Annotated in this window: 24 protein-coding genes; 18 read left to right on the top strand and 6 right to left on the bottom strand. The window is 62.1% G+C overall.

Annotated elements, in window-relative coordinates; translation table 11 throughout:
- Positions 1–24: 24 nt before the first annotated feature.
- The gene (locus AMK05_RS31535) at positions 25–744 is read right to left on the bottom strand and encodes a GntR family transcriptional regulator (protein WP_064844279.1); all 720 of its coding nucleotides are present in this window, start codon (positions 742–744) and stop codon (positions 25–27) included.
- 144 nt (positions 745–888) lie between these two features.
- Here AMK05_RS31535 and araD point away from each other — a divergent pair, with 144 nt between their 5' ends.
- The 11 genes from araD to AMK05_RS31480 all read left to right on the top strand — a co-directional run bounded on the left by araD (position 889) and on the right by AMK05_RS31480 (position 11244).
- Positions 889–2625, top strand: coding sequence for an L-arabinonate dehydratase (gene araD / locus AMK05_RS31530; RefSeq protein ID WP_064844277.1), 1737 nt, complete (start codon positions 889–891; stop codon positions 2623–2625).
- Positions 2626–2634: 9 nt separating this feature from the next.
- A complete protein-coding gene (locus AMK05_RS31525) occupies positions 2635–3825 on the top strand; it encodes an L-talarate/galactarate dehydratase (RefSeq protein WP_064845000.1) in 1191 nt (396 codons plus the stop codon).
- A 22-nt stretch (positions 3826–3847) separates the two neighbouring features.
- The gene (locus AMK05_RS31520) at positions 3848–4558 is read left to right on the top strand and encodes a ribonuclease activity regulator RraA (protein WP_064844275.1); all 711 of its coding nucleotides are present in this window, start codon (positions 3848–3850) and stop codon (positions 4556–4558) included.
- A gap of 66 nt (positions 4559–4624) precedes the next feature.
- Positions 4625–6142 carry an aldehyde dehydrogenase (NADP(+)) gene (locus tag AMK05_RS31515; RefSeq protein ID WP_064844273.1) on the top strand — a complete coding sequence of 506 codons (1518 nt, stop codon included), beginning with the start codon at positions 4625–4627 and terminating at the stop codon, positions 6140–6142.
- 338 nt (positions 6143–6480) lie between these two features.
- Entirely contained in the window at positions 6481–8001 is a 1521-nt protein-coding gene (locus tag AMK05_RS31510; protein ID WP_064844271.1) for an ABC transporter substrate-binding protein, read from the top strand.
- A 69-nt stretch (positions 8002–8070) separates the two neighbouring features.
- On the top strand, positions 8071–9147 hold the full coding sequence (locus tag AMK05_RS31505; RefSeq protein WP_171899890.1) for an Ldh family oxidoreductase: 1077 nt from the start codon (positions 8071–8073) through the stop codon (positions 9145–9147).
- Between the two features lie 139 nt (positions 9148–9286).
- Positions 9287–9577, top strand: coding sequence for a hypothetical protein (locus tag AMK05_RS31500; RefSeq protein ID WP_064844266.1), 291 nt, complete (start codon positions 9287–9289; stop codon positions 9575–9577).
- A 37-nt stretch (positions 9578–9614) separates the two neighbouring features.
- A complete protein-coding gene (locus AMK05_RS31495; protein WP_064844264.1) occupies positions 9615–10022 on the top strand; it encodes a hypothetical protein in 408 nt (135 codons plus the stop codon).
- Positions 10023–10089: 67 nt separating this feature from the next.
- The gene (locus AMK05_RS31490; RefSeq protein WP_064844262.1) at positions 10090–10338 is read left to right on the top strand and encodes a hypothetical protein; all 249 of its coding nucleotides are present in this window, start codon (positions 10090–10092) and stop codon (positions 10336–10338) included.
- 316 nt (positions 10339–10654) lie between these two features.
- Positions 10655–10885, top strand: a complete 231-nt coding sequence (locus AMK05_RS31485; protein WP_064844260.1) for a hypothetical protein — start codon at positions 10655–10657, stop codon at positions 10883–10885.
- Between the two features lie 95 nt (positions 10886–10980).
- The gene (locus tag AMK05_RS31480; RefSeq protein ID WP_064844998.1) at positions 10981–11244 is read left to right on the top strand and encodes a hypothetical protein; all 264 of its coding nucleotides are present in this window, start codon (positions 10981–10983) and stop codon (positions 11242–11244) included.
- A gap of 24 nt (positions 11245–11268) precedes the next feature.
- On the opposite strand, the gene AMK05_RS31475 is transcribed toward AMK05_RS31480, so the two are convergent.
- Positions 11269–12339, bottom strand: coding sequence for a LacI family DNA-binding transcriptional regulator (locus AMK05_RS31475; RefSeq protein ID WP_064844258.1), 1071 nt, complete (start codon positions 12337–12339; stop codon positions 11269–11271).
- 183 nt (positions 12340–12522) lie between these two features.
- On the opposite strand from AMK05_RS31475, the gene AMK05_RS31470 reads away from it, so the two are divergent.
- The 5 genes from AMK05_RS31470 to AMK05_RS31450 all read left to right on the top strand — a co-directional run bounded on the left by AMK05_RS31470 (position 12523) and on the right by AMK05_RS31450 (position 17138).
- Entirely contained in the window at positions 12523–13350 is an 828-nt protein-coding gene (locus AMK05_RS31470; RefSeq protein ID WP_064844256.1) for an ABC transporter substrate-binding protein, read from the top strand.
- A gap of 64 nt (positions 13351–13414) precedes the next feature.
- Positions 13415–14953: an amino acid ABC transporter permease/ATP-binding protein gene (locus AMK05_RS36070; RefSeq protein ID WP_064844996.1), complete on the top strand. Its 1539-nt coding sequence runs from the start codon at positions 13415–13417 to the stop codon at positions 14951–14953.
- Positions 14954–15035: 82 nt separating this feature from the next.
- The gene (locus tag AMK05_RS31460) at positions 15036–16172 is read left to right on the top strand and encodes an NAD(P)/FAD-dependent oxidoreductase (protein WP_064844253.1); all 1137 of its coding nucleotides are present in this window, start codon (positions 15036–15038) and stop codon (positions 16170–16172) included.
- Between the two features lie 54 nt (positions 16173–16226).
- Entirely contained in the window at positions 16227–16739 is a 513-nt protein-coding gene (locus AMK05_RS31455) for a hypothetical protein (RefSeq protein WP_064844251.1), read from the top strand.
- 147 nt (positions 16740–16886) lie between these two features.
- On the top strand, positions 16887–17138 hold the full coding sequence (locus AMK05_RS31450; protein ID WP_064844248.1) for a hypothetical protein: 252 nt from the start codon (positions 16887–16889) through the stop codon (positions 17136–17138).
- Positions 17139–17187: 49 nt separating this feature from the next.
- On the opposite strand, the gene AMK05_RS36065 is transcribed toward AMK05_RS31450, so the two are convergent.
- Both AMK05_RS36065 and AMK05_RS31440 read right to left on the bottom strand, forming a co-directional pair.
- Complete coding sequence (locus AMK05_RS36065) at positions 17188–19692, bottom strand: methyl-accepting chemotaxis protein (protein ID WP_082935807.1); 2505 nt, start codon at positions 19690–19692, stop codon at positions 17188–17190.
- A gap of 227 nt (positions 19693–19919) precedes the next feature.
- Positions 19920–20648, bottom strand: a complete 729-nt coding sequence (locus AMK05_RS31440) for an endonuclease/exonuclease/phosphatase family protein (RefSeq protein WP_064844244.1) — start codon at positions 20646–20648, stop codon at positions 19920–19922.
- A 115-nt stretch (positions 20649–20763) separates the two neighbouring features.
- Between AMK05_RS31440 and AMK05_RS31435 the strand changes: the two genes are divergently transcribed.
- Entirely contained in the window at positions 20764–21723 is a 960-nt protein-coding gene (locus tag AMK05_RS31435; protein WP_064844242.1) for a lysylphosphatidylglycerol synthase domain-containing protein, read from the top strand.
- On the opposite strand, the gene AMK05_RS31430 is transcribed toward AMK05_RS31435, so the two are convergent.
- Positions 21670–23196, bottom strand: coding sequence for a phospholipase D-like domain-containing protein (locus tag AMK05_RS31430; protein WP_064844240.1), 1527 nt, complete (start codon positions 23194–23196; stop codon positions 21670–21672). The two genes, AMK05_RS31435 and AMK05_RS31430, sit on opposite strands and share 54 nt — an antisense overlap.
- A gap of 117 nt (positions 23197–23313) precedes the next feature.
- Here AMK05_RS31430 and AMK05_RS31425 point away from each other — a divergent pair, with 117 nt between their 5' ends.
- A complete protein-coding gene (locus AMK05_RS31425; RefSeq protein WP_064844238.1) occupies positions 23314–24564 on the top strand; it encodes a DUF763 domain-containing protein in 1251 nt (416 codons plus the stop codon).
- Between the two features lie 99 nt (positions 24565–24663).
- Here the strand turns inward: AMK05_RS31425 and AMK05_RS31420 are convergent, their stop codons facing one another.
- The gene (locus AMK05_RS31420; RefSeq protein WP_064844236.1) at positions 24664–25113 is read right to left on the bottom strand and encodes a pyridoxamine 5'-phosphate oxidase family protein; all 450 of its coding nucleotides are present in this window, start codon (positions 25111–25113) and stop codon (positions 24664–24666) included.
- Positions 25114–25326: the final 213 nt, after the last annotated feature.

The following is a 25326-nucleotide window of genomic DNA, read 5'->3' as shown; positions in this document are numbered from 1 at the left end:
GTGGAAAGCCGCGGCGCGGCAGGCTCAGACGAAGTAATCCGGGAACTCTTTCCTCAGGTCTTCGACTTTTGCGACGGTGCGGCTGAGATGCTCGCGGATCGCGTCGACGGCACCCTGTTCGTCGCGGGCGGCAATCGCGTCGATGATGGCGTGGTGACCGTCGAGGATGCTCATGATCTTGCCCTTTTCGGGCAGATGCAGACGACGAATGCGCTCGAGATGGCCGGACCGCTCGCGAACCAGTTGGTGCAGGCTGCTGCGTTTGGCGCCTGCGAACAATGTCTGGTGAAAGAGTTCGTCGAGTTCCTGGAAGATGGCAATCTGGTCAACGTCGTCGGCGACGGCCGACTGCATTTTGATGATCGAGCGGGCGCGCGTGATGACGCTTGGATCCGGATCCGGGTCGGTCGCAAGGCGGCGGCAGACTTCCGATTCCAGCGCGACGCGCAGGAAATGCGCCTCGTAAATCTGCAGGACGTCGATCCTGGTCACCACGGTGCGGGACTGCGGGTAAATGCGCACCAGGCCTTCCTGTTTGAGGAGCTGCAACGCGTCACGAATGGGCGTCTGGCTGACTTCGTAGGTCTCGGTAAGCTCGGTGCGCGACAGCGTGGTGTCCGGCGGCAGCTGAATGGTGATGATGCGCTTTCTGAGATCATCATAGACGCGCTGGACGGTGCTGCCGGCCGCGGCTGGAAAACCGGGTGCAGTCAGGCCGAATGTGGAGGCGAACTGGGAATTCATGTGAGGCAATCCTTTTCACTCCATTCATAGCTTTGCACGCCCTAATGCACAAGAATGCAAAGTTGCCGTTGATATATATGGGAAACTAAAATATCAGTTGAACGAAGGCGCGTAAATGAGCGCGCAAAAAGGTGGGAGAAAGCCGTGACCGCTAGGAAAACTTACGAGCAACTGCGGTCGGCCCGATGGATGCTGCCGGATGATCAGCGCTCGTTCGGTCACCGGTCGCGGACCATGCAGATGGGCTATGCGCCGGAGGATTGGCAGGGAAAGCCGATCATTGCCGTCATCAACACCTGGTCCGATGCCCAGCCGTGCCACATGCATTTCCGCGAACGCGCCGAATGGGTCAAGCGGGGCATTCTTCAGGCGGGCGGGTTTCCGATGGAGCTGCCTGCGCTTTCCCTTTCGGAAAACTTCGTCAAGCCGACCACCATGCTCTATCGCAACATGCTGGCGATGGAGACCGAGGAGTTGTTGCGGAGCCATCCTGTCGACGGCGCCGTTCTGATGGGCGGCTGCGACAAGACGACACCCGGCCTTGTCATGGGGGCGGTCAGCATGGGCATTCCCTTTGTTTATCTGCCGGCCGGCCCGATGCTCCGGGGCAACTATGCCGGCAAGACGCTCGGCTCCGGGACCGATGGTTTCAAATATTGGGACGAGCGGCGTGCCGGCACGATCACCAAGGAGGAGTGGCAGGGCATCGAAGGCGGAATTGCCCGTAGTTACGGCCATTGCATGACCATGGGCACGGCGTCGACGATGACGGCGATCGCCGAGGCTATGGGTTTGACGCTGCCGGGCGCTTCCTCGATTCCGGCGGCCGACGCCAACCACCAGCGGATGTCGGCGGCCTGCGGCCGCCGCATCGTCGATATGGTCTGGGAGGATCTGACGCCGGACAAGATCATCACGCCGGCCTCCGTCGACAATGCCGTCACCGTCGCCATGGCGACCGGCTGCTCCACCAATGCGATCATCCATCTGATCGCCATGGCGCGGCGCGCAGGCGTGCCGCTGGAGCTCGATGACCTCGATCGCATCGGCCGCACGACGCCGGTTCTTGCCAATATCCGGCCGTCCGGTTCGACCTACCTGATGGAGGATTTCTTTTATGCGGGCGGCTTGCGGGCGCTGATGCGGCAGCTTGGAGATAAGCTCAATCCAACCGCGATCACCGTCACCGGCAAACCCTTGGTGGACGCCCTCGACCAGGTGAAGATCTACAATGACGACGTTATCCGGCCATTATCGAACCCGGTCTATCACGAGGGTTCGCTGGCAGTGCTCAAGGGCAACCTGTGTCCCGACGGCGCTGTCATCAAGCCGGCCGCCTGCGACCCGAAGTTCCACCGCCATCGCGGCCCGGCGCTGGTCGCCGACAGCTATGCGGAGATGAAGAAGATCATCGACGATCCCGATTATCCACTGACGCCCGATACGGTGCTGGTGCTGCGCAATGCCGGCCCGCAGGGCGGACCCGGCATGCCCGAATGGGGCATGATCCCGATGCCGAAGGCGCTGTTGAAGCTCGGCCTGCGCGACATGGTGCGCATCTCGGATGCCCGCATGTCCGGAACCAGTTTCGGTGCCTGCGTGCTGCACGCCGCGCCGGAATCCTACATCGGCGGGCCGCTGGCTTTGCTGAAAACTGGGGACATGGTCGAGCTCGACATTCCGGCACGCAGTCTCAATATGCTGGTTTCCGAAGAGGAAATCGCCGCGCGGCGTGCCGCCTGGGTGGCGCCGACAAGGCATTATGAGCGCGGTTACGGCTTTATGTTCTCCAAGCATATCGAGCAGGCGGACAAAGGCTGCGACTTCGACTTCCTGACGACGGAATTCGGTGGCAAGACGCCTGAACCGGCCATCAACTGAGGCACCATGATGTTTGATCCCAATCGACGCACGATCCCCGCGCAACCGCCCAAGGCTGGCTTTGCAGCCGGTCCGGCCAAGCTGGACGCCATCCGTTCGGTCACCCTGTCGCTTACCTATCTGCCGTTGGCGCGGCCGATCAGCGACGCCAAGGTTTTGACCGGCCGGCAGAAGCCGCTGACGGAGGTGGCGTTTCTGTTTTGCGAGATCGTCTCCGAGGCGGGCCATAGCGGTCTCGGTTTCAGTTACTCGAAGCGGGCAGGCGGACCGGCTCTTTATGCCCATGCCTGCGAGATTGCCGACAACCTGATCGGCGAAGATCCCAGCGATACCGCGCGCATATGGGACAAGCTCTGCTGGGCCGGAGCCTCGGTCGGCCGTTCCGGCATTGCGACGCAGGCCATTGCCGCCATCGACATCTGCCTCTGGGACCTGAAGGCGAAACGGGCCGGCCTGCCGCTGGCGAAACTGCTTGGCGCCCATCGCGACAGCGTCGCCTGCTACAACACGTCGGGCGGCTTCCTGTCGTCGAGCGTCGAGGAAATCCGCGATGCCATTGATCACTCGATCGCCGCCGGTATCGGCGGCATCAAGATCAAGGTCGGGCAGCCGGACCCGATGGTCGACCTTCGCCGGCTTGATGCCGTGACCAGCCATATCGACGGCCGGGTGCCGCTGATGGTCGATGCCAACCAGCAATGGGACCGCACGACGGCGTTGCGCTTCGGCCGGCTGGTCGAGCCGCTCAATCTCGAATGGATCGAAGAGCCACTCGATGCCTATGACGCCGAAGGCCATGCCGCACTGGCGCGCGAACTGGCCACGCCGATCGCTACCGGCGAGATGTTGGCCAGCGCCGACGAACATATGGCCCTGATCCGCGCCGATGCGGTCGACTTCATTCAGCCGGATGCACCACGGGTCGGCGGCATTACGCCCTTTCTGCGAATCTGCACGCAAGCCGAGGCGAAACGCATGCGGCTGGCACCGCATTTCGCCATGGAAATCCATCTGCACCTGGCGGCCGCCTATGCGCACGAGCCATGGGTAGAGCATTTCGACTGGCTGGCGCCGCTGTTCAACGAACAGCTCGACATTAGGGATGGCCGGATGATCGTGCCCGCCCGTCCGGGGCTTGGCTGCAGCCTGACGGGCAAAGCCCGCGACTGGACCGTGGAAACGCGCAGCTTCGGCGGCTGAATTCGAACGAGGAGATGGAAATATGAACCCCGCAACCCGTGAAAAGCTGATGGGTGTTTCGGTCGCGACGCTCTGCTCGGCGCTGTTCAAGCGCGGCCTGAGAAATCAGACGGTCCAGGATGTCCGGCCGGTGCAGCCGAAAGGCCGCAATATGGTGGGACCGGCCTTCACGCTGCGCTACATGCCGGCGCGCGAGGACCGCAATGCGATGAACGTGTTTCGGAACCCCAAACACCCGCAGCGGCTTGCCATCGAGACCTGCCCCGAAGGCCATGTTCTGGTGATGGACAGCCGCAAGGACCCGCGGGCGGCGTCGGCCGGCGACATATTGATTACCCGCCTGATGATGCGCGGCGGGGCCGGCGTCGTGACCGACGGCGGCTTCCGCGACGCCATGACCATCGGCGGCCTTGATATTCCCGCCTATCATCATCGTCCCTCCAGCCCGACCAACCTCACGCTGCACGAAGCGATCGACATCAACGTGCCGATCGGCTGCGGGGACGTGGCGGTCTTCCCGGGCGACATCATGGTCGGCGACGACGACAGCGTGATCGTCATCCCGGCCGAGATCGCCGACGAGATCGCCGACGAAGCGGTGGAGATGACCGCTTACGAGGATTTCGTCACGGAGCGCGTCAAGCAGGGGCATACGATCATCGGTCTCTACCCAGCCACCGATGAGAGCAATCTGACGCTCTTTGCCGAATGGCGGAAGGTGAACAGCCGCTAAAGCCGGGAGCTTGAACAACGGATCACCGCACAAGGACGGAGCAGAACTCCGCCGAGGAGGATAATAATGAGCTGGACACCCTCAGGCAGGCATCTCATCGCCGGCGAGTGGATTGCCGGGACGACGACGTTTCGCTCCGAGCCGGCGCATGGCCCGGCACATGACTTCGCTGTCGGTACGACGGAACTGGTCGACCGCGCCTGCCGCGCTGCCGAAGCCGCTTTTGCGGCCTTTTCATCAAAGACAAGCGAGGCGCGCGCCATTTTCCTCGAGACGATCGCCGAGGAAATCGACAGGCGCGGCGCGGCGGTCACCCTGATCGGAACCGAGGAAACCGGGCTCCCCGAGGGCCGGCTCAACGGTGAGCGCGCCCGCACCACGGGCCAGCTCAAGCTGTTTGCCGAGCATATCCGCAAAGGCGCGCATCTTGATGCCCGCACCGATGCGGCGCAGCCCGATCGGCAGCCGGCGCCGCGGCCTGAAATCCGCCTGGTGCAGCGGCCGATCGGCCCGGTCGCCGTTTTCGGCGCCTCGAATTTTCCGCTGGCATTTTCGACGGCCGGCGGCGACACGGCAGCCGCGCTTGCCGCCGGCTGCCCTGTCGTGGTCAAAGGACATTCGGCCCATCCCGGCACCGGTGAGATTATTGCCGAGGCGGTCGCAGCTGCGATCGAGCGCACCGGAATGCCGGCTGGCGTCTTCAGCCTGATCCAGGGCGGGCGCCGCGATGTCGGCACGGCTCTGGTGACGCATCCCGCCATCAAGGCGGTCGGCTTTACCGGGTCGCTTGTCGGCGGCCGTGCGCTTTTTGACCTTTGCGCCCAGCGCCCCGAACCGATTCCCTTTTTCGGGGAGCTCGGCAGCGTCAATCCGATGTTCCTGCTGCCGGCCGCGACCGCCGCCCGGGCTGAGGCGATCGGTTCCGGCTGGGCCGGCTCGCTGACGCTGGGCGCCGGCCAGTTCTGCACCAAACCCGGTATTGCCGTCGTCGTCGATGGGCCGGAGGCGGACAGGTTTACCGGCGCTGCCAAGGCGGCTCTTGAAAAGGTGGCGCCGCAGACGATGCTGACCCAAGGCATCGCCGCCGCCTATCACGACGGTGTCGAGCGTATGCGGGGGAGCAATGCCGTCGCGCCGGTTCTTTCTGTAAAGAGCGCCGGTCGTGACGCCGCCCCGAATCTGTTCGAGACCAATGGCTCGGCCTGGCTTGCCGATCATTCGCTCAGCGAAGAGGTGTTCGGTTCTCTCGGTCTGGTGGTGCGCGTCGGCTCGCCGGAAGAGATGCTCTCCCTTGCCGAAAGCTTCCAGGGGCAGTTGACCGCGACGATCCAAATGGAAGACGCCGATCTTGGCCTGGCCCGCGACCTGCTGCCGATCCTCGAAAGGAAGGCGGGCAGGTTGCTGATTAATGGCTTCCCGACCGGCGTCGAGGTTGTCGATTCCATGGTGCATGGCGGCCCCTATCCGGCCTCGACCAATTTCGGCGCGACCAGCGTCGGCACCATGTCGATCCGCCGGTTTCTGCGCCCCGTCGCCTACCAGAATTTCCCCGCCGGCCTGTTGCCCCTCGATCTGCGCAACTGAAGCCGAGGAAGAAGCAATTGATCACCGCGACGGAACGTCGCGAGATCATTCGCCGGCTCGAGGCACGAGCCAAAGGGTCCGCCACTGACCGATCTTACCGACGGTGAGGTCGAGACGATGCGTGGATCGATTGCTTCGGCCGGCTAGAAATCGAGCGTTTCGGACAGCGTTGGCGCCCGTGTTCCGCGTGCTGCGCTTGATCGCTCCGCTTAACTAGTATATTAGTGCTCTTGTGTATTAGAATGGCTTTTCGCAAAGAGGAGGCGAAGGCCGGATCACCGGAGATAGGACGAAGATTCGCCGTAAAGAGCGCCGCCGGCGCATGGGAGGAGAACGAAATGAAACTGCATTTGGTCGTTGCCTGTTTTTCAACCGCGATGATCGGGCTGAGCGCTGGCTCGGTTCACGCTGACGATGCCAAGAGCAACGTCACCGTCGTGCTCGCGGAAACCGTCGATGTCGTCGAGCCCTGCATGGCCGCGCGCCAGGACGTCGGCCGGGTCATTTCTGAGAACGTCAACGAGATGCTGGTCGAATTCGACTACGTCAATGGTGGTCTCAAACCCCGCCTGGCGACGGAATGGTCGAAGATCGACGACGACACCTGGGAGTTCAAGCTGCGCCCGAATGTCAAATGGCACGATGGCAAGCCGTTCACCGCCAAAGATGTCCAGTTCACGATCGAGCGCAACAAGAACAAGAAGCTCAGCTGTGAAACCGGCGGCAAATATTTCGGCGGCACGGAATTCAGCTTCGAGACGCCGGATGCCAACACGATCCGCATTACGACAAAACCGGCCCAGCCGATCCTTCCGCTGCTGATGACGGTGATGGCCGTGGAGTCGGCCGAAGCGACACCGGCAGACGAATTCACCCGCAAGCCGATCGGCACCGGCCCCTATACCTTCGACAAATGGGAGATTGGCCAGTCTATCGTGCTGAAGCGCAATCCGGACTATTGGGGGGAGAAGCCGCAAGTGGAGCAGGCGACCTATCTGTTCCGCTCAGACAGTGCGGTCGCAGCGGCCATGGTCGATGCCGGCGAAGCCGACATCGTTCCGGCCGTATCGGTGCAGGATGCCACCAACAAGGAAACCGATTTCGCCTATCCGAATTCGGAGACGACATCGCTGCGCATCGATACGCGCGCAGCGCCGCTCAACGACCGGCGCATACGCGAAGCGATGAACCTCGCTATCGATCGTCAGGCCATGCTCGGAACGCTGTTTCCCGAACAGGCGAAGATCGCCACGCAGCTCGTCGTCCCCACAACGATCGGCTACAATGCCGATATCCCCGCCTGGCCTTATGATCCCGAAAAAGCAAAGGAATTGGTCAAGGCGGCGAAAGCCGACGGCGTCCCGGTCGATCAACAGATCCGCATCATCGGTCGCAATGGGCAATATCCCAACGCCACCGAAGCGATGGAAGCGATGATGGCCATGCTTCAGGACGTCGGTTTGAACGTCAAGCTCGACATGTACGACGTTTCCGTGTGGAACGGCTATTTCGTTGCACCCTTCGTCGCCGATTCCGGTCCGACATTGACCCAGTCGCAGCACGACAATGCGACCGGCGATCCCGTCTTCACCGCCTTCGTGAAATACGCGACAGACGGTTCTCACTCCATGGTTCGGGATCCAGCGGTGGACGCCCTCATCGCCAAGGCGACCTCAGCCACCGGCGAGGAGCGCACGAAACTCTGGAAGGAGCTTTTCGCCAAGGTGAACACCGATATCATCGCCGATATCCCGATGTTTCATATGGTCGGCTTCACCCGCGTTTCGCCGCGTCTCGACTTCAAGCCGACGATCGCGACGAATTCCGAACTGCAGCTGTCGCAGATCCGCTTCAAGTAAGCTGGTTTGCCGATTGAAGCGCGGGCCCCTTTCCTGAATGGCCCGCGCCTTCCATGACATGACGGATGGATGCCTATGCCGCTGATTGACCGCATTGCCCTGACCCAATTCGCCGAGCAGATATTGACCGGCGCCGGGATGGAGGCCGACAAGGCCGAAACAACGGCCGCCGTCCTGGTGGAGGGCGACATGATCGGCCATGAAACGCATGGCGTCAGCCTTCTGAACTGGTATGTCGAAGCATTGGAAGACGGTTCGCTGGCGAAGTCCGGCAGCTATGAAGTGGTCAATGATCGCGGCGCGGCCTTTGTCTGGGACGGCAAATCCTTGCCCGGCGCATGGCTTTTGACCAAGGCGATCGACCAGGCCTGCGAACGTGTTCGCGATCATGGCGTCGTCACCGCGGCAATCCGAAACTGCCATCATACCTGCGCTCTGTCAGCCTTCATGCGGCAGGTTACCGAGCAGGGGCTGATCGTGGAGCTGTCGGTGTCGCATCCCGCGGCAAGCCGCGTCGCGCCCTATGGCGGCACGAAACCGCTTCTGACGCCGAATCCGATGGCGGCCGGCTTCCCGACATCCGGAGATCCGATCCTGATCGACGTCTCGGCTTCGATCACCACCACGACGATGACGCAAAACTTGGCGAAGGCCGGCGAAAAATTCCCCGAGGCCTGGGCTTTCACCGCCGCAGGCGAGCCGACCGATGATCCACGCGAGGTGACCGAGCGCGGCGGGACGATGATGCCGCTCGGTGGCCGGCTGAAGGGACATAAGGGCTTTGGGCTCGGGCTGATCGTCGAGTTGCTGGGGCAGGGGCTTTCCGGCAAGGGACGGGCGAACGCCCCGCCCGGTGTGTTTTCGCAAAGCGCCTTTCTTCAAATCATCGACCCCGCCTTTTTCGCCGGGCTGGATGCCTTTACCACGCAGTCCGATTTTCTCGCCTCCGCATGCCGCAGCAACCCTTCCGCGCCCTGGAACAACGGCCCTGTCCGCATGCCGGGCGACAGCGCAGCCCGAAAGCGCCGCTCGGCGTTGGAGGAAGGCGTGCCGGTCGGCGAAGTGCCTTGGGACAGGCTCTGTAAACACGCCGAGATGCTGGGTTTGCCGATTCCTGACGTCGTCGGCCTGAGGGGGCAGGGCTGACTTTGCACGGACCACGCCCCGCTAAGGGGCAGTTATTCCGACGTTTCCATCCGATTCTGGAACAATCTCTGTCGTCTCCTGTTACATTGGCGAGTGATGGGGCGAGTGACGCGCAACGGACGGAACGGCTGGAGGTGCGATGAAACGGAGCATGGGATTTGGGCTGGCCTTTGCCGTTATTCTGACGGGCTGCATGACCGGCGTAGGCAATTACGCGTCGGCGGGACTGGCCCCTATCCCCGGCAGCATTACCTACAATGGTCAGCCTCGCACGAAGTTGACGAAATCGCCCATAGGGTCTTCTTTCCCGCACAGCTTTACCGATCAATGGGGACGCCAGGTCGAGGAAATTTACATCATCCGACCTGATCGCAGCTTGCTGATTGCGGAGCGCCACTATCGACCGGTCTTCTCGCTCGATGACGACTAAAACAGGGTGATTTGAGGTTTGGGAAGGAGAATTGATCATGCCGCGACGCAAGAGCAATGAGACGGCCACCCTCGAGACCAAGGGAGCCAAGATCGGCGAGCCTGTGCCGAAAGCCGTCATCGATGTCAACACGGCCTCCGTCGGCGTTCCCCGACAGGCTGATCAGGACTTGCGTGAGGAGTTGAGCGCGCTGCGACAGCAGATCGACTCGCTGCAGCAGCAGATCCTCGATGGCGTCCGATCGGTAAAGGGCGGTGCCGGGAAAGCGATGCGTCGGACGGAAGCGGTCGTGAAGCTCTATCCGGCCTCGACGCTTCTTCTCGTTGCCGCCGTCGCGGCTGCCTTCGCCTTCGCCGGTCGCCGGGCCTCTCTGCCACGCCGCCGCCATCAATCGGCGCTGCGCGAGGTCAGGGATTTCTACGACACGTTCCGCGCGCGCATCTGACAAGATTTCGGGATTGTCAGCATTCCGATTATGCCCGAAACTTGGTTATTCAAGCGAGGGCAACTGCATGCTCGACATCATCATACGAAGTGCTCTTGATATTGTCGGGCGCACGGAGCGCCTGATCGAGGCCAGCAGACGGCTGCTGGACGGTGAGGGGCTCGATGAAGTCGAGTTCTCCGAACTCCATTACGAGATCGAACGGCTCGGGGATGCGGTTTTCGTCGTGGATGAAGCCATTCGGTCGCTCGCGCGCAGCGTCGAATGCTGGCCGCAGGCCGCCTGCGCCCATGGGATACAGAGAACATTGCATTGATGGGCTGGCGGTTCTCCGCGAGAACTGACACTTCGCCAAGCCCGTTCCGGGCAGGTATTCGAGCCGTGATCTGCATGTCACGCCGATGTCACGCGACCGTGGAAACAATATATGCTTGATCGGCATCTGTAGTGTGAGGCCAAGTCTCCGACCTGGAGGTCGCCGGTTCGATTGCCGGAACCGACCCGTTCGGTCGGTTGGTCTATTTCTGAGCGCATTGGAGGCACTCGATGAGGGATGTGTTGTCGACTATCACGCGTATCCTGAGCTGGGAACGGCGGGGTGAGTGCTGCCACTATGTTGACGGAGCATCACGATGACCTCGAAGCGCTCCAGGCGAAAGTCTCAGCCCCATGAATTCATCTTTCCGGTTCACACACGCACGATCGCGCAGATCAGGTACGACAGCCTCAGCCGCGTCATGACGGTGGTCTATCACGACGGCCGCTCTACGACGACGACCGGCATACAAGGCCCGGCGATGTTGAGGATTCTTGCGCAGCGTCCGCTGGAACGCTCTCCGTTTCTGCTTCAGACGGTCATCTGAGGCTGAAGATCGTCACCGAAATCGGGATAATCGTGCATCCATTTCCCGCGGGCTGCGTTTTTCTCCAATAGCCAGACCTAACGGAGGGAATGATGATGACCTTTCCGCAGCCGAAAACCGAAGCGCCAGTGCAACGCTTCAAAGAGGCGACCGATGCCGCGCGCGACGCGTTGCAAGAGGTGATTGCAGCCGCCAATGAAGCCGGATGGGCAACCGAAGAGATCACCGCGGCGCTGCTCGAGGCCGCGCAGTTTCTAAGCGATGCCAATAAGAAAGATCCCGATCCGGCCGACGACCCCATCATCAGCGATACTTCTGCTCGGCAAGGGCAGATCGGTCATGGCGAGCTTTATGATTAGAGCATGTCGGCTTTAGACAGGATCTCACCGGCCGATCATCGCAACGGAGCCGCGCACGACGAGGCTGGTGGCGACGCGTAGACGTTCCACGGCGAGAGGGGTGCGTTCGATGCGGGCGACGAGCCGTTCACCGGCGAGTTTGCCCAGTTCGTAGACGCGCTGGTCGACGATGGTGATAGGTGGGACGGTGACGCTGGTCCAGTCGGCGTCCAGAAAGGAAATCATCGAGACATCGTGTGGGATCGACAGGCCGAGCGATTGCAGCGACTTGAAAATGCGCAAGCCGACCAGGCTGTCAGATGCCAACAGCGCCGTCGGCGGCGATATTTCCGAGAGCAGGCGATTGATCACAGCGTCCGTCTGATGCTGGTCCGTGGCGCCGAGCCTGACGGAATGGAGAGGGTTTGACAAACCCGCCTCGGTCAGGGCGCAGGCGAAGCCTTCGACGCGTTCGCGCACGGCGGAATTCGAGATAAGTGCGATATCGGTAAGCCCGTCTTTGTCGGCGTCCATGGCGGAGACATAGGCGAGGCGGCGATGTCCTTGGCCGATCATATATCGGGTCGCGCTGAGGGCCGCCTCCCGGTCGTCGCCGGTCACGGAGTCGACATCGAGTTCCGGGATAGTTCGGTCGAACAGCACCAGCGGCACGCCGGCGCGCCGGACGTGCTGCAGGTGATCGAGGCGGTCGCAGCGGGCCGGCGTGACAATCAGGCCATCGACGCGCTTGCCGATCAGTAGGTCGACAGCCGATCTTTCCGCATCGAGATGTTCGCCCGAATTGGCGATGATGACGTTGAAGCCCGCGAGGCGGGCCGCATCGCTGATGCCGCGCACCGCCAGGCTGAAGAAAGCGTTCTCGATGTCGCCGACAACGACGCCGATGATGCCGGATCGTCCGGTGCTCATGCTCCGGGCAAGCTCGTTCGGGCGGTATTCGAGCGCCGCCGCCGCCGCCATCACCTGATGCTTGATCGTGTCGCTGACCACGCCATAGCCGCCAAGCACGCGCGCGGCCGTCGCCTTCGAGACCTTGGCGGCCTTGGCGACGTCGGCGACCGTGACGGACCGTTTCGGGTGAGCGGAATCTTCCATGAATCGAGCACTACAAGAGTTGTTGACGACCGGTCAATTGACCGATATCAAATATGTCATGAGACCGGTCTCTTTGTATGGGAGACCGGTATCTGGTCCACAACGCTCTGCCGCTGATGCGCGGTGGGGCGGGGGCGAAACGATATGCCGACAAGAGCATTCCTTTCAGAGCGGAGAACGACGATGAAGCCTTTTCGATCATTTGCGGCCACCCTTGCGTCATTGCGGGCCGGCATTCTGACGTGCCTTCTTGCGATGGGGGCAGGCGCTACGGTTGCTGCCGACAATCCCTATAAGCTCATTGAGGCCGGGGTGATCAGCGTCGGCACGATGGGCGATTCCAAGCCCTATACGTTTGCGACGGCGGATGGCCAGTTCACCGGTTTCGATATCGAGCTGTTTCTCAACGTCGTCTCCCGCCTCGGCTTTCCTAAAGACAAGGTGACGTTTACGGGTCAGGAATTTTCAGCGCTGCTGCCGTCGGTGGCAAACGAACGGTTCGATGTTGCCGTTGCGGCGATCGGAACCACCGAAGCCCGCAAGAAGACCGTCGACTTTTCCGACGGCTATCTTGCCGGTTACCTCTCGGTCCTAACCGCGGATGCCGGCATCAAGGATGCCGACGGCCTCAAGGGCAAGCGTCTCGGCGTCGTCCAGGGCACCTTGCAGGAAGTCTATGCGGCCAAGAATTTCGGAGAGACCGATCTGGTGAAATTCCCCGACAACAATTCGGCCGTCGCCGCCCTCAACAACGGCACGGTCGATGCGCATTTTCTCGACTACGAGGCTGCCAAACAATATGGCGAGCGCTATCCCGCTCTGAAGGTTGCGGTCAACATCCCGTCCTTCGATGCGCCGGCGGGCTTCGTGATCCGTAAGGGAAATGACGCCTTCCGCACGGCGCTGAACGGCGCCCTTCACGACGCAATGCAGGATGGCACCTGGAAGACCCTCTACGAGAAATGGTTCCCGGGTTCGCCGATGCCGGACCAGTATCTTCCCAAGAAGTAAGCCCGCCAGCCGTCCGCTGCGGCGGACGGCGTCATGCCCGGCAAGGGCCTCGATGGGGATCTCGATGAACTGGCTTGAAAATCTGCGCCGCAGCTTCCTGGATTGGGAGGCCATGGCGGAAGTGCTGCCAAGCATGATCAGCGTCGGCCTGAAGAATACGCTGATCCTGGCCGCCGCCTCGACCGTGCTCGGCGTCGTCATCGGTATGGCTCTCGCCGTAATGGGCATCTCGCAGTCTCGCTGGCTGCGGCTGCCGGCGCGGATCTACACCGATATCTTCCGCGGGCTGCCGGCGATCGTCACGATCCTGATCATCGGTCAGGGTTTTGCCCGGATCGGACGGGAGATCTTCGGTCCGTCGCCATTCCCGCTCGGCATCCTGGCGCTCAGCCTGATCGCCGGAGCCTATATTGGCGAGATTTTCCGGTCGGGCATCCAAAGCGTCGAGCGCGGCCAGATGGAGGCCTGTCGAGCGCTCAGCATGAGCTACGGGCAGGGCATGCGCCTGATCGTCATCCCGCAAGGCATCCGGCGCGTCCTGCCGGCGCTGGTCAACCAGTTCATCGGAAACGTCAAGGATTCCAGCCTCGTCTATTTCCTCGGATTGCTCGCCTCCGAGCGGGAGATCTTTCGCGTCGGACAGGATCAGGCCGTCGTCACCGGTAATCTGTCGCCCTTGCTGCTGGCGGGCCTCTTCTATCTCGTCATCACCGTGCCGCTCACCCATCTAGTCAACTACATCGATGCGAGACTGCGGTTGGGAAAACAAGGCCGAGGCGCGGGTGTTGCAAGCGGTCTGGTTGAGGTGAGCGAGTTGCAGGCCGCTGCCGGTCCACCGCCCGCGGCCAAATCCGCCGGGGAGACGGAACCGCGCTTCAAGGGAGGCGCCCTGAACATCCGGGATCTGAGCATGGCCTATGGCGATCTCGACGTGCTCAAGGGTGTCGACCTCGACATCGCCGCCGGGACCGTCACCTGCATCATCGGCCCTTCCGGCTCAGGAAAATCGACGCTGCTGCGCTGCATGAATAGGCTGGTGGAACCGAAAGGCGGCGACATCCTGCTCGATGGCGACAGCATTCTGGCCATGAAACCGGAACGGTTGCGCCGGCGGGTGGGGATGGTCTTCCAGCACTTCAACCTGTTTCCTGACCATACAGCACTTGAGAACGTCATGCTTTCCTTGACGAAGATCAAGAGGATGCCGCGGCAGGAGGCGCGCCGCATCGCCGAGGCGCGGTTGGCCGAAGTCGGCCTTGCCGAGCGCAGGGATCATCGCCCGGCAGGGCTATCGGGCGGGCAGCAGCAGCGCGTCGCCATCGCGCGTGCTCTCGCCATGGATCCGGAGTTGATCCTGTTCGATGAGGTGACGAGTGCGCTCGATCCCGAATTGGTCAAGGGTGTTCTCGACCTGATGGCGGCCCTCGGCCGCCAGGGCATGACCATGGCCGTCGTGACGCATGAAATGGGATTTGCGCGGAAGGTTGCCGATCAGGTGGTCTTCATGGATGAAGGCCGCATCGTCGAGGCCGGCTGTCCGCAGCAGATCTTCGACAATCCCAAAAGCGAGCGGCTGAAGCGCTTCCTTGCGGAAGTTCTCTAGCCCCTGACGTGAGGCATGCGCCGCCGGTTCTGACGACGGACGCATGGAATTCGTTCGACAGTGCAGGAAACAAGGTATCGATATGAATGCTTCCCCAAAACCTTCGAAGGTCGTCGTCATCGGTGGCGGCATATTCGGCGTCTCGACGGCTGTCCATCTCGCTCGCCTCGGGATTGCCACCGTGCTCGTCAGCGACGGGCCGCTGGCCAATGGCGCCTCCGGCCGTTCGCTCGCCTGGCTCAATTCGGCCCGGAAACGCTCCGATGCCTATCACCGGCTGCGCCTCGCCGGCATCGACCGCTATCGCACCCTGGCTGCCCGGTATCCGGATGCGCCCTGGCTCCGCTTCGACGGCGGCCTGACCTGGGATGCCGATGACGCCGGCAACGAGATCGCCGAGGTCTTCGACTTCGAGCGCGACCTCGGCTATCACGCGCAATGGCTGACCCAGGAAAACATTGCCGGCGCGACGTCCGGCGTCGACGCCGGCGCGGTGACGCCGCAGGGCGCGATCTTCAATCCCGGGGAAGGCTGGGTCGATCTTCCCTCGTTGATCGGCCTTCTGGCCGAGGAATTCCGTTCGCTCAGCGGCGAGGTCGTGACGGATGCCGGCCGTGCGACGATTGACGTCGACGGCGCCCGCGTCTGCGGCGTGAGCACGGCGGACGGCAGGCGGTGGGACGCGGAGTCTGTGCTGCTTGCCGCGGGCGCCGACGTTCCGGCAATCGTCGCCGAAGTCGGCCAGCATATCGACGATGCAACGCCGGTCGCCCTTCTCGTCAGGACCAAGCCGGCCCGGCATTCGCTAAAGGCCGTGCTCAACACCCCCCGCGTCGCCATCCGGCCCATGCCCAATGGCGGTCTCGCGCTCGATTCCGCCTGGTCCGAGGAAGAGGTCGGAGTGAAGCCGGACGGCAGTTATGAGGTCAGACAATCGACGCTGGACGGGCTACTGCGCGAGGCGTCAAAAGTTCTCGAAGGCAACCCGACGCTCGAGATCGACGATTATGGGGTCGGCCCGAAGCCCATTCCGGGTGATGGCGAACCGGTTTTCGGCGAGCTGCCGTCGATCTGGGGTTATTTCGTCGCCTTCAGCCATAGTGGTGCCACCCTCGGCCTGATCGCCGGCGAACTGCTGGCCGACGAGATCGCCACCGGACGGCGTCATCCGCTGCTGGCGGAGTTTCGGCCGGAGCGTTTCAGCGCGTCGCGGCCGTGATGGATCAAATAGAGCCATCGAGCGTTCTGCCGAGGAAACAACGGGAGACGTATCATGTTTAAGGACGAGCCCGCCGGTGTCGGCGCGGAACAGAGACACGACGATGTCGGCGCACGGATGGCGACCGGAGAGGCGACGAACATCAATCCGGAGCTGATCCGGCGTGAGGGGTTTACGAGCGAGGCCGAATACGAGGCCTACCTTGCCACGCTTGGCCGGGATGCTCCTATTCCGGTCGAAGCCTATATCGAGGAACCGTTCGTGGTCTCGCAGGAGCATGTTCTGGAAAGTCGGTTGCGGGAGCTGAGGGAGGAGCTCGAAAACCTCCGGGCCCGCCTTCATGTGATAAGAGACCAGACTGCGACCGTCGTCACTGAAAACGTCCGATGGGCCGATGCCAGTGCCCATGCCCAGCTCGGCAATCAGCCGTGGCTGAAGCTCGCCGGCGCGATGGCTGCAGCATTCGTCGTCACCCGGGGTGTCAGGCGACTGCCCCTCGGGACCGTCGCGACCACGGCGCTGCCCTTGGTCGCTGCCGCCATGAACCGGAAATTCGCCAGAGGATGACGCCCAAAGCTCCAAGCGAAATCTGCACCTGTTTGCGCACTGGGAACCGGCTTCCGCATATGGCCGATCGGGTCTGGGGCCGTCATGACACCAGCGTCATCTTCTTGCCGAAGTGTTCGTGACATCTTACGTCTTAAGGAGGCGAGCATGCCTGGACATGACGACCGCTATATCGAGATTACGACACGTCTTCGCTCGGTGCGATCGTTCTGCGACTTCCTCTCGCAGGGCGGAATCGTCCGCGTCGCCTTGAAGGATGGCGCTCCCTATAAAGACGTCACGGCCGTACTCCTGGAACGGAAGCGCAAGGAGGCGGAAGCGCTCGATCGTACACGCCGGCGGCTCTACCCCGGGCTCTCGGATGAAGAGGTGATGCCGCCGCTCTACAGTCGCCACTGACCCGCCCGCCCATCAGAGGCTAAGCGGCTACGAAGCAGCGCGAGCCCCTCTACGCTGCGTTCACACGACGCGTCTCTGTTTCATCCAATTGGAATTGGTCGATCAGCTGCAGGAGCGTCTTCGTCTCGTCGGCAAGTTCCTTCGTCGCCGCGCTTGTTTCCTCGACCATGGCCGCGTTCTGTTGCGTCATCTGATCCATCCGGTTGACGGAGGAATTGACTTCGTGCAGCGCGTTGTATTGCTCCCGGCTCGACCGGGCGATGACGTCCATCTGCTCGGAGGCGGTGACCACTTTCGCGGAAATGCTTTCGAGGACTTCGCTCGTTTCGCGCACGACCCGCGCCCCGTTGGTAATCTCCGCCCGCGAGCGCCCGATCAGCTGTTTGATCCTTTGCCCTGCCTCGGCGGAGCGCTGGGCGAGATCGCGCACCTCCTGAGCCACGACCGCAAAGCCTTTTCCAGCCTCGCCGGCGCGGGCCGCTTCGATGCCGGCATTGAGCGCGAGCAGGTTCGTCTGGAATGCGATCTCATCGATGACGCCGATGATTTGCACGATCTCGTCCGACGCCGCCTCGATCTTGCCCATCGCCTCGATGGCGCTGGCCACGACCTCGGATGAGGAATCGGCCGTCTCTTTGGTGTCGGTGATGATCTGACGGGCATCGTCGGCGCAGGCCGCGGACGAACGAACCGTGGTGGTGATCTCTTCGATAGCCGCGGCGATTTCCTCAAGTGCGACGGCCTGCTGTTCGGTGCGCTTTGCAAGGTTGCTCGCCGACAGATCCATCTGGCCGGCATTGCCTTCGATCATCCGGGTGTTGGTGCGGATCTGATCGATCGTTTCCTGCAGGCGAAGCAGCGACGCATTGAAATCGTTGCGAAGCTGCTCCAGCCGGCCGAAGAAGGGCGACGTGATCGTCTGTGAAATATCGCCCCGCGCCAGGCGCCCGAGTCCTTCGGCCAAGGCCGTCACCGCGAAATCGATCTGCTGTTCGACGGCACGTTTTTCCTCGTCGTTGCGATGCCTTTCTTCCTCGGCCTTCGCCCGTTCGATCTCGCTGCGCTCCTCGATCTCGACCTTGGCGATGGCATTGTTCTTGAAGACGCCGAGCGCGCGGGCCATATCGCCGATTTCATCGGCCCGGGTCTCGCCGACGATCGAGGTTTCAAGCTTGCCGTCTGCAAGCCGCCGCATGGCCGAGGTGATCTGGTTGATCGGGCCCTTGAGCGTGACGGTCAGCCCGACGCCGGCAAGGATTGCGATCACCACGCCGAGGATCGTCGTTCCCAATGACATGGAATTGGCATCGGTGCGCTCTTCGGCAGCGTTCTGCCGCTGCATTTCGGCGAAAGCCGTCAGCTGCGACCACATCCGGTCGACGTCGGCGGCGGCGGCGCGGAATTCGTCCTGGCGCTGCGCACTGATGCGGACGAGATCGGTCGCGGCCTTCTGCATCTTATCAAGTGCCGGCAGAAGCTTCGGTTTGAGATTATCGAATTGTGCAACGCCGCCGGCATTCGAAATCAACATATCCAGCCCTTTTCTGACAGCGGTGATTTCCTGCGAAAGCCGCTGGAGATTGGCGTCCGTCGGGGCGAGCGTCAGCTTCGCCAGGACGATCTGGATCACATATGCCGAGGTCGTCAGCTTCTGACCGTCTCTCTGGCTGGTCTTGGCACGCTCGACCGTCTTGGCCGTTTCGGCCGCCTTATCCGTCACGGCCTTCAACCGCCGCGTGGCGACGACCTGCAATTCGGGCAGCCTGCCGATGATCTGGGCCGTCGCATCCCGAAGGCCGGCGACGCGCTCCTCGGCCTGGCCGGAAGCTTCGACAAGCGGCTTCAGGGCCGCGATGGTATCGTCGATCGCTTTTTTGGCGTCCGGCGCCTCGCCGCCAAGCGCCATTCCGACGATGCGCTGTTGCCGGGCGAGTTCGTCGAGATCCGCGCCACCGATCGGGCCGCCGGCCTGGGCCTTGTCGTTCAGCGATTGGGTGAAGGACGCGAAATCCGAAATGCGCCCTGCGTCGCCCAGCGTGTTGCGAGACTCGTCTTCTTGCAGGTCGGCCGCACGCTGGAGAACCTTGGAGCCCTCGACGATATCCGTCTGGGACGACACTACGACGCTCTGCGCTTTCTGGAGGTCGGCAAGGAGTGCCGTCCGGCTTTCTTGAAGCTGCCACAGCGAGTCCATGCGTGTCGAAATTCCGTCGATGGAAGAGAGCGCCTGTTCCAGCTCCTGCTCGCCGCTGCGATCCGCGGCGAGCCTGTCGAGGCCGGATTTCAGAAGAGCGCGCTGATCGGTAAGCTTGGCGGTGACGGCGTCTCTGTTTTCCTGCGTCGCATTGGCGAGGAATTCGGCCATCGCGGCAGATAGATTGCGAAAGCCGCTCAAGGACTGCAGGACGGAGTTGGAAATATCCATCCGCCCCTGAAGCAGGCTCGATGCATAAAAGCCCATGGCGCCGACGGCCATGATGCTCAAGACGAACGGCGCGATGAACACCATCACCTGCGTCTGAATGCGCACACGTGACAACAGCCTAGCCAACATCAACCCCTCCTCTTCCTCCAAGAGAGCAGTCGATTTCGAGTGAAGGTCCCGATCCGCTCGATCCGACTGAACATCCAATCATCGCCCGGACACATAATGTCCTGACGGAATGAATATTCCATATCATGTTATTCGTGAAATATTCGTTTCAATGTCGCTGCAAGCGCTGATGCATGTCGTTTTTCGGTGGATAACAACGCCAAGGCAGTCGCGCGTGACGCCAGCGTTCAAGCGAAGCCGATCTCTGCAAGAAGAGGGAGGTGATCCGAAGCGATCTTCGTCAGCCGGTTTTGCAGCACGGCCGCTTTCTTGACGACGAGATCGTCGCTGACGAAGACGTGGTCGATACGCATCAGCGGGTAGCGGGACGGAAAGGTCGCTTTCGGCCGGTCCTTGCCTGCAAGTTGGGCGTCCTTCAATGACCGCGTGGCAAGTCGATACGTCGCCGATGACGGAATGGCGTTGAAGTCGCCGCAGAGGATCGTGGGAAGAGGCTCGTCCGTGCTGCCGCGTAGCCAGCCCGCGTTCAGCAATGTCGTCATCTGCCGCATGCGCTCGCGGCCGCGAAGGCCGAGATGGGTGTTGACGACCAGCAGTTTTCTGCTGCCGACCTGAATCTCGACGGAAAGGGCGCCGCGCTGCTCGCCGAGGGATGGAAGCGGGCCGGCCTTGACCGCGCCGGTCGGCAAGGCGGTGATGATCGCATCGCCATACTGCTCTTCGGCCACCGACAGCGCCGGGTGAAAATGCGCCTGCATCTTGAGAAGCGAGGCAATCGTATGGGCCTGGTCGATGCCGCCGGTCCTGCGCCTGAGGACATCGACCTCCTGGAGAGCGACGATGTCGGCCTCCGCCTCGGCGATGACCGAAGCGATGCGCCCCGGATCGAGCTTGCGGTCGCCGCCGATACAGCTGTGGACGTTATAGGTCAGGAGTTTGATTGATTTTTCCGGCATCGGCCCGCTGAAGCTCGTCCCCTGGGGATATGGATGTGGTTCCCGGGGGAACACAAAACTCGTTTGATCGTTCCGGATTATCGGCCCATCACGCTCGCACCCTTGAGGACAATCGATGAGTTTGAAAAGCATGATCTGGAATGGACTGCTCGTTGCCGCCCTTTGTCTTGCGGTCTTTCTTCTCTATCGCATCTTCCAACAATACAGCCTCGACCAGATCGTCCAATCGGTCCGCAGCATACCGCTTTCAAGCTTCTGCACAGCGCTGCTCTTTGCTGCGGCGTCCTATCTGTGCCTTGGCTGTTTCGATCTGCTGGCGATCCGCTCGCTCGGCAAATCCTTGCCTTATCCCAAAATTGCGTTGGCTTCGTTCATCAGCCTGTCGCTCGGCCATAATATCGGATTTGCCGGATTGAGCAGCGGCGCCTTCCGCTATCGTTTTTATTCGCGCTGGGGGCTGACGACCGAGGACGTGGCGAAAATCATCCTATTCTGCGGTGTGACGGTCGGGCTCGGGCTGATCACGCTCGGCGGTCTTGCGCTGATCGTCAACCCTGGTGATGCCGGGCGCCTGCTGCGGCTTGATCCCGCCAGTGTACGCATCTTCGGCTTGCTGGCACTCGTCGTGCCGGTCGTCTATGCGGGGCTGGCATTTTTCATCCGCGGCAAGTTGCGGCTCTGGCGCTGGTCGTTTCAGTTGCCGCGATTTAGGATTGCGGTCGCGCAGGTCGGGATCGGCACGCTCAACTTCATGCTCGTCTCCGCCTGCCTGCACCAAATGCTCTCGGCCTTCGGCGACGTTGCCTTTTTCCGGTCGGTGACGGCCTATGTGTTGGCCAATTCGGCAATTCTCGCAACCCATGTTCCGGGCGGCCTGGGTGTGCTCGAGGCGACCGTCTCCTATGCCGTGCCGAAGCAGGCGTCGATCGGCGCATTGATCGCGTTCCGCTGCGCCTACTTCTTCATTCCGCTGGCGCTTGGCACGACGCTTCTCATCGTCACCGAGATCGTCTTCCGAAGATCACGCGGGGCGGATGAGCAGGCGGATGAGGGCGCCGAGGCCCAGTCGGTGTAGGGGCAGGAAAGGGCGGGCCGGGTCGAAGAAGCCGGTGCCTCTGATCGGTGAGATACTGCCGGAAAGCTCGACGGCGAATTCTCTCAGACCCCGAGCGCCATCATTCTGCGCGTCGATCGCATCGATCACCGAGCCGCTTTGCGCGTAAGCCGCCGCAAAGGTTTCGGTGCCGGTTCCGAGATATTCCGCCAGCAGACGATTACGGAGCTCCGCGATCGCGCGGCGGTGTTCGTCTGTTGCGGCGTGAAACAGTATATCGCATTCGGAATCAAGGCCTTCGGAGCGGTTGTTGAGATTGGAGGAGCCGATGCGCACCAAGTCGTCATCGGCGATCATCAATTTGGAATGGATCAGCACCTCGACCTCGTCGACCGTAGTCGGCGCTGTCGGCCCGGGCACTGTCGGCCCGGGCACGACGGGGAAATAAACCCGCAGCCGGTTTCCGCGATCGGCCCGTTTGAGAACGCGGATGACGCGGTCGCGATTGCCGCCCATGACAAGCTTTTCGATCAGCCCGTGAGAGCTGCGCGTGCAGATGATGACGACCTCGGGGCCGTCCTCCTCCTGCAGCCGCGCGGCGATGGCATCGGCGACACGGAAGGAAGCGAGATATTGCGCCTCGATATAAAGCAGGCGGCGTGCTCGGGAGATGATGTCCAATGTCGAGGCGATCCCTTCGCAGATACCGGCGCGCGCGGTTGTCGACGGCTCCGTCAGCGCGAAGCTCACCGGGATGTCCCGCAGCGAAACGGGAAGATCATCCGGCCAGGAAAAGGGTGCGCGCTCGGCAAGCGGCAGGTGCTGTTCGCCGGTGGCGTCTTCCCAGCGCCGCCTGGCGATATCGCCGATCAGTCGGGCGGCGTCACCGGTGACCATCGCCTGCACGTCATGCAGCGGATCGTAGGAAACGCCTTCGGGGTCCCGCCGGAGCCTGTCCCTGGCACGATGGCGCTTTGTATCCCATCGCCGTGACGTCAGGTCGATGCCGCCGATGAAACCGACGGCGTCGTCGATGCAGACGAGTTTCTGATGGTGGCAACCGCGAACGGCACCTTGAAGATCGAAGCGCAGGTCGATCCTGGCATTCCTCGGGAAGTTCTTCTTGCGAAGCACCTGCAGCGATTTTTCAGAATAGACCGGCCCCAGCGCCCAGATGAGGATGCGTATTTCGAGCTCGGGATTGGCTGCTGTGAGCTCATGCAACAGGTCTGCCAAAGTCTCGTCGGATTTTTCCGGCTCCAACGGGATGTCGGGATTGAAGTCCCAGCCGACGATCCAGATCGTGCGCCGAGCCTGCCGCAGAGTCCGCGACACTTCGGCGAAATATCTGTTGCCGTTGATCAGGAAGGCCGCCTTCTCGGCGCTGCCGTCGAGGCGCAAAGCGCTGGTATTCGGTTTTTCGTGGCCGTCCGGCCGCTGTGATTTTGCCTGGGTCAGGCTCGGGTCATTGAAGACAGTCTCGAATGCGGTCATGATTGCCTCGGCTTCTAACTGGGAAAACAAACGCCTGGAATATTTTTGGGTTCCCTACGGTGCTCTAAGAGGCGGCCGGGCTCACTTCGCCCGGCGATAAACGCGCAAGGAAACGAGATGTCACAACGTGCAGGCAGCGCCGATCTTCCCCTTCACGGGGGACGTGTGCCGCATTGGCTCGGCGACCGGATGACGCGGCTGGGAGCCCTGATCACCGAAGCGATCGTGCATCATTACGGCCGCGACGAATTCCTGCGCAGACTCGCCCACCCTTTCTGGTTTCAGTCGTTCGGCGCGGTGATGGGCATGGATTGGCATTCCTCCGGCATCACCACCAGCGTTCTCGGCGCGCTGAAGCGTGGGCTGAAACCGCGCGCCGGCGAGCTCGGCCTGCATGTCTGCGGCGGCCGCGGTGCGCATTCGCGCAAAACCCCGCAGGAACTCGTGTCGATCGGCGAGCGCGTCGGCCTCGATGGCGAAGGGCTGGCGACGACCAGCCGTCTCATTGCCAAGGTCGACAGCGCCGCGCTTCAGGATGGGTTCGATCTTTATCTGCACGGCTTCATCGTCGCCGACGACGGCCATTGGGTCGTCGTGCAGCAAGGCATGAACGGCGACAGGCGGCAGGCCCGGCGCTATCACTGGCTGTCGGAAGGGCTGGAGAGTTTTGTCGACTCGCCGCATGCGGCAATCGAGGGCCGGAGCCAGGGCACGATCGTCAATCTGGCCGACAGGCGCGCCGAGCGCTCGCGGCGCGGCCAGCTCGATCTGCTGGCGACGCTCGGTCCCGACCGGATCGTCCGCGAGGCCGCCGCGCTACGGCGTGTCGAGCAGCCGGCGCCCGAGCCGGCCGCGCAGCCGATGCTGCCGCACCTGATCATGCCGGCCCATCACGACGTACGCGAGAGCGACGTCAACATGCGCCGCCTGCATGGAAATCTCGCCGCCGCAGCCGACCGCGGGCCGGCGGATTTCGAGGAACTGCTGCTGGTTCCCGGTGTCGGCGCCCGCACGGTGGAGGCACTGGCCATGGTGGCCGAGGTCGTCCACGGCGCACCCTGCCGTTTTTCCGATCCGGCGCGCTTTTCCATCGCCCATGGCGGCAAGGACCGCCATCCCTTCCCGGTGCCGCTCAAGGTCTATGACGAGACGATCGGTGTGATGAAATCGGCGGTGCAGAAGGGCAGGCTCGGACGTGAGGAGGAGTTGCAGGCGCTCAAGCGCCTGGACGACCAATCCAGGCAGATGGAACGTTACGTCACCGGTCCCGACCTCAAGGAGATCATCGCCGGCGAATTTCGCCAATCCGCCGATTTCGGAGGCCGCAGCGTCTTCGGCTGGGAGCCGCCGCCGGCGGATGAGAACTAGGGTTCAACTGCCGACGAATGCCCGGCAGCCTCGCATGCCTCCCGCGGGGACCCGTGCTTCATCGAAACATGCAAGGGAGCAGAGCGGCTTTGCATTACCTTAATTCGCGGAGCCAGGCAGGGCGATCGCACCGTTTTCCTCGCCATCCCAGTATCGGATGGCGGACGCTGAAACCTTGATGAGGACGATCCCTGGAGTGTCCACTCCTTCTGGAAACCACCGCTTGAGATCGGGGACCCAATGTTCTTCGAATGCCGCCTTGTCCCGGACCAGAGAGGCGAGGCCCTCGACAGCGATGAAAATCCCCGGCTTGCCGAGGAGGCTGGGTGGCGCCGTGAACGTCAGCGAGACGGTGTCGACGCCTTCGATCTCGGTGATTTTCCTGCTGTCTTCATATGAAAAGAACCAGGAATCTCCGTCATATTCGACGTCGCCATTATTGCTCATCGGCCGGGCCGAGATGCGGCCGGAGCCTGCGGTCGTAGACAGCATGCAGAAATCGATCTTCTTCAGTTGCGAGGATAGGTCTTCGAGGGTCATAGACGCCATGGTGATCTCCCGTGTTTGAATGCTCCGGGGTAGCGTGCAAGCGTCCAGATTGTTCCGCGGAAACTCCGCGTGCAGCGGTGACTCTGGGATGTGCATGGTGAAGGCGAAAAGGTTGCTGGCGGAAATTTCGCCCCATGGGATCATTGCCGCTGCTTTGGCGCTGGAAGGGAAAAGGTTTTATTCCCGCTCGGCTTACGGATGGAAATAAACAGC

It is taken from the genome of Rhizobium sp. N324 (assembly GCF_001664485.1).
Taxonomy (GTDB): domain Bacteria; phylum Pseudomonadota; class Alphaproteobacteria; order Rhizobiales; family Rhizobiaceae; genus Rhizobium.
This window is presented reverse-complemented; position numbering and strand designations above follow the sequence as displayed.

Excerpts from the sequence above, each read along its gene's own strand:
- AMK05_RS31535 (WP_064844279.1), bottom strand. The coding sequence starts at position 744 with ATGAATTCCCAGTTCGCCTCCACATTCGGCCTGACTGCACCCGGTTTT.
- AMK05_RS31525 (WP_064845000.1), top strand. The coding sequence starts at position 2,635 with ATGTTTGATCCCAATCGACGCACGATCCCCGCGCAACCGCCCAAGGCT.
- AMK05_RS31520 (WP_064844275.1), top strand. The coding sequence starts at position 3,848 with ATGAACCCCGCAACCCGTGAAAAGCTGATGGGTGTTTCGGTCGCGACG.
- AMK05_RS31515 (WP_064844273.1), top strand. The coding sequence starts at position 4,625 with ATGAGCTGGACACCCTCAGGCAGGCATCTCATCGCCGGCGAGTGGATT.
- AMK05_RS31510 (WP_064844271.1), top strand. The coding sequence starts at position 6,481 with ATGAAACTGCATTTGGTCGTTGCCTGTTTTTCAACCGCGATGATCGGG.
- AMK05_RS31505 (WP_171899890.1), top strand. The coding sequence starts at position 8,071 with ATGCCTATGCCGCTGATTGACCGCATTGCCCTGACCCAATTCGCCGAG.
- AMK05_RS31500 (WP_064844266.1), top strand. The coding sequence starts at position 9,287 with ATGAAACGGAGCATGGGATTTGGGCTGGCCTTTGCCGTTATTCTGACG.
- AMK05_RS31495 (WP_064844264.1), top strand. The coding sequence starts at position 9,615 with ATGCCGCGACGCAAGAGCAATGAGACGGCCACCCTCGAGACCAAGGGA.
- AMK05_RS31490 (WP_064844262.1), top strand. The coding sequence starts at position 10,090 with ATGCTCGACATCATCATACGAAGTGCTCTTGATATTGTCGGGCGCACG.
- AMK05_RS31485 (WP_064844260.1), top strand. The coding sequence starts at position 10,655 with ATGACCTCGAAGCGCTCCAGGCGAAAGTCTCAGCCCCATGAATTCATC.
- AMK05_RS31480 (WP_064844998.1), top strand. The coding sequence starts at position 10,981 with ATGACCTTTCCGCAGCCGAAAACCGAAGCGCCAGTGCAACGCTTCAAA.
- AMK05_RS31475 (WP_064844258.1), bottom strand. The coding sequence starts at position 12,339 with ATGGAAGATTCCGCTCACCCGAAACGGTCCGTCACGGTCGCCGACGTC.
- AMK05_RS31470 (WP_064844256.1), top strand. The coding sequence starts at position 12,523 with ATGAAGCCTTTTCGATCATTTGCGGCCACCCTTGCGTCATTGCGGGCC.
- AMK05_RS36070 (WP_064844996.1), top strand. The coding sequence starts at position 13,415 with ATGAACTGGCTTGAAAATCTGCGCCGCAGCTTCCTGGATTGGGAGGCC.
- AMK05_RS31460 (WP_064844253.1), top strand. The coding sequence starts at position 15,036 with ATGAATGCTTCCCCAAAACCTTCGAAGGTCGTCGTCATCGGTGGCGGC.
- AMK05_RS31455 (WP_064844251.1), top strand. The coding sequence starts at position 16,227 with ATGTTTAAGGACGAGCCCGCCGGTGTCGGCGCGGAACAGAGACACGAC.
- AMK05_RS31450 (WP_064844248.1), top strand. The coding sequence starts at position 16,887 with ATGCCTGGACATGACGACCGCTATATCGAGATTACGACACGTCTTCGC.
- AMK05_RS36065 (WP_082935807.1), bottom strand. The coding sequence starts at position 19,692 with ATGTTGGCTAGGCTGTTGTCACGTGTGCGCATTCAGACGCAGGTGATG.
- AMK05_RS31440 (WP_064844244.1), bottom strand. The coding sequence starts at position 20,648 with ATGCCGGAAAAATCAATCAAACTCCTGACCTATAACGTCCACAGCTGT.
- AMK05_RS31435 (WP_064844242.1), top strand. The coding sequence starts at position 20,764 with ATGAGTTTGAAAAGCATGATCTGGAATGGACTGCTCGTTGCCGCCCTT.
- AMK05_RS31430 (WP_064844240.1), bottom strand. The coding sequence starts at position 23,196 with ATGACCGCATTCGAGACTGTCTTCAATGACCCGAGCCTGACCCAGGCA.
- AMK05_RS31425 (WP_064844238.1), top strand. The coding sequence starts at position 23,314 with ATGTCACAACGTGCAGGCAGCGCCGATCTTCCCCTTCACGGGGGACGT.
- AMK05_RS31420 (WP_064844236.1), bottom strand. The coding sequence starts at position 25,113 with ATGGCGTCTATGACCCTCGAAGACCTATCCTCGCAACTGAAGAAGATC.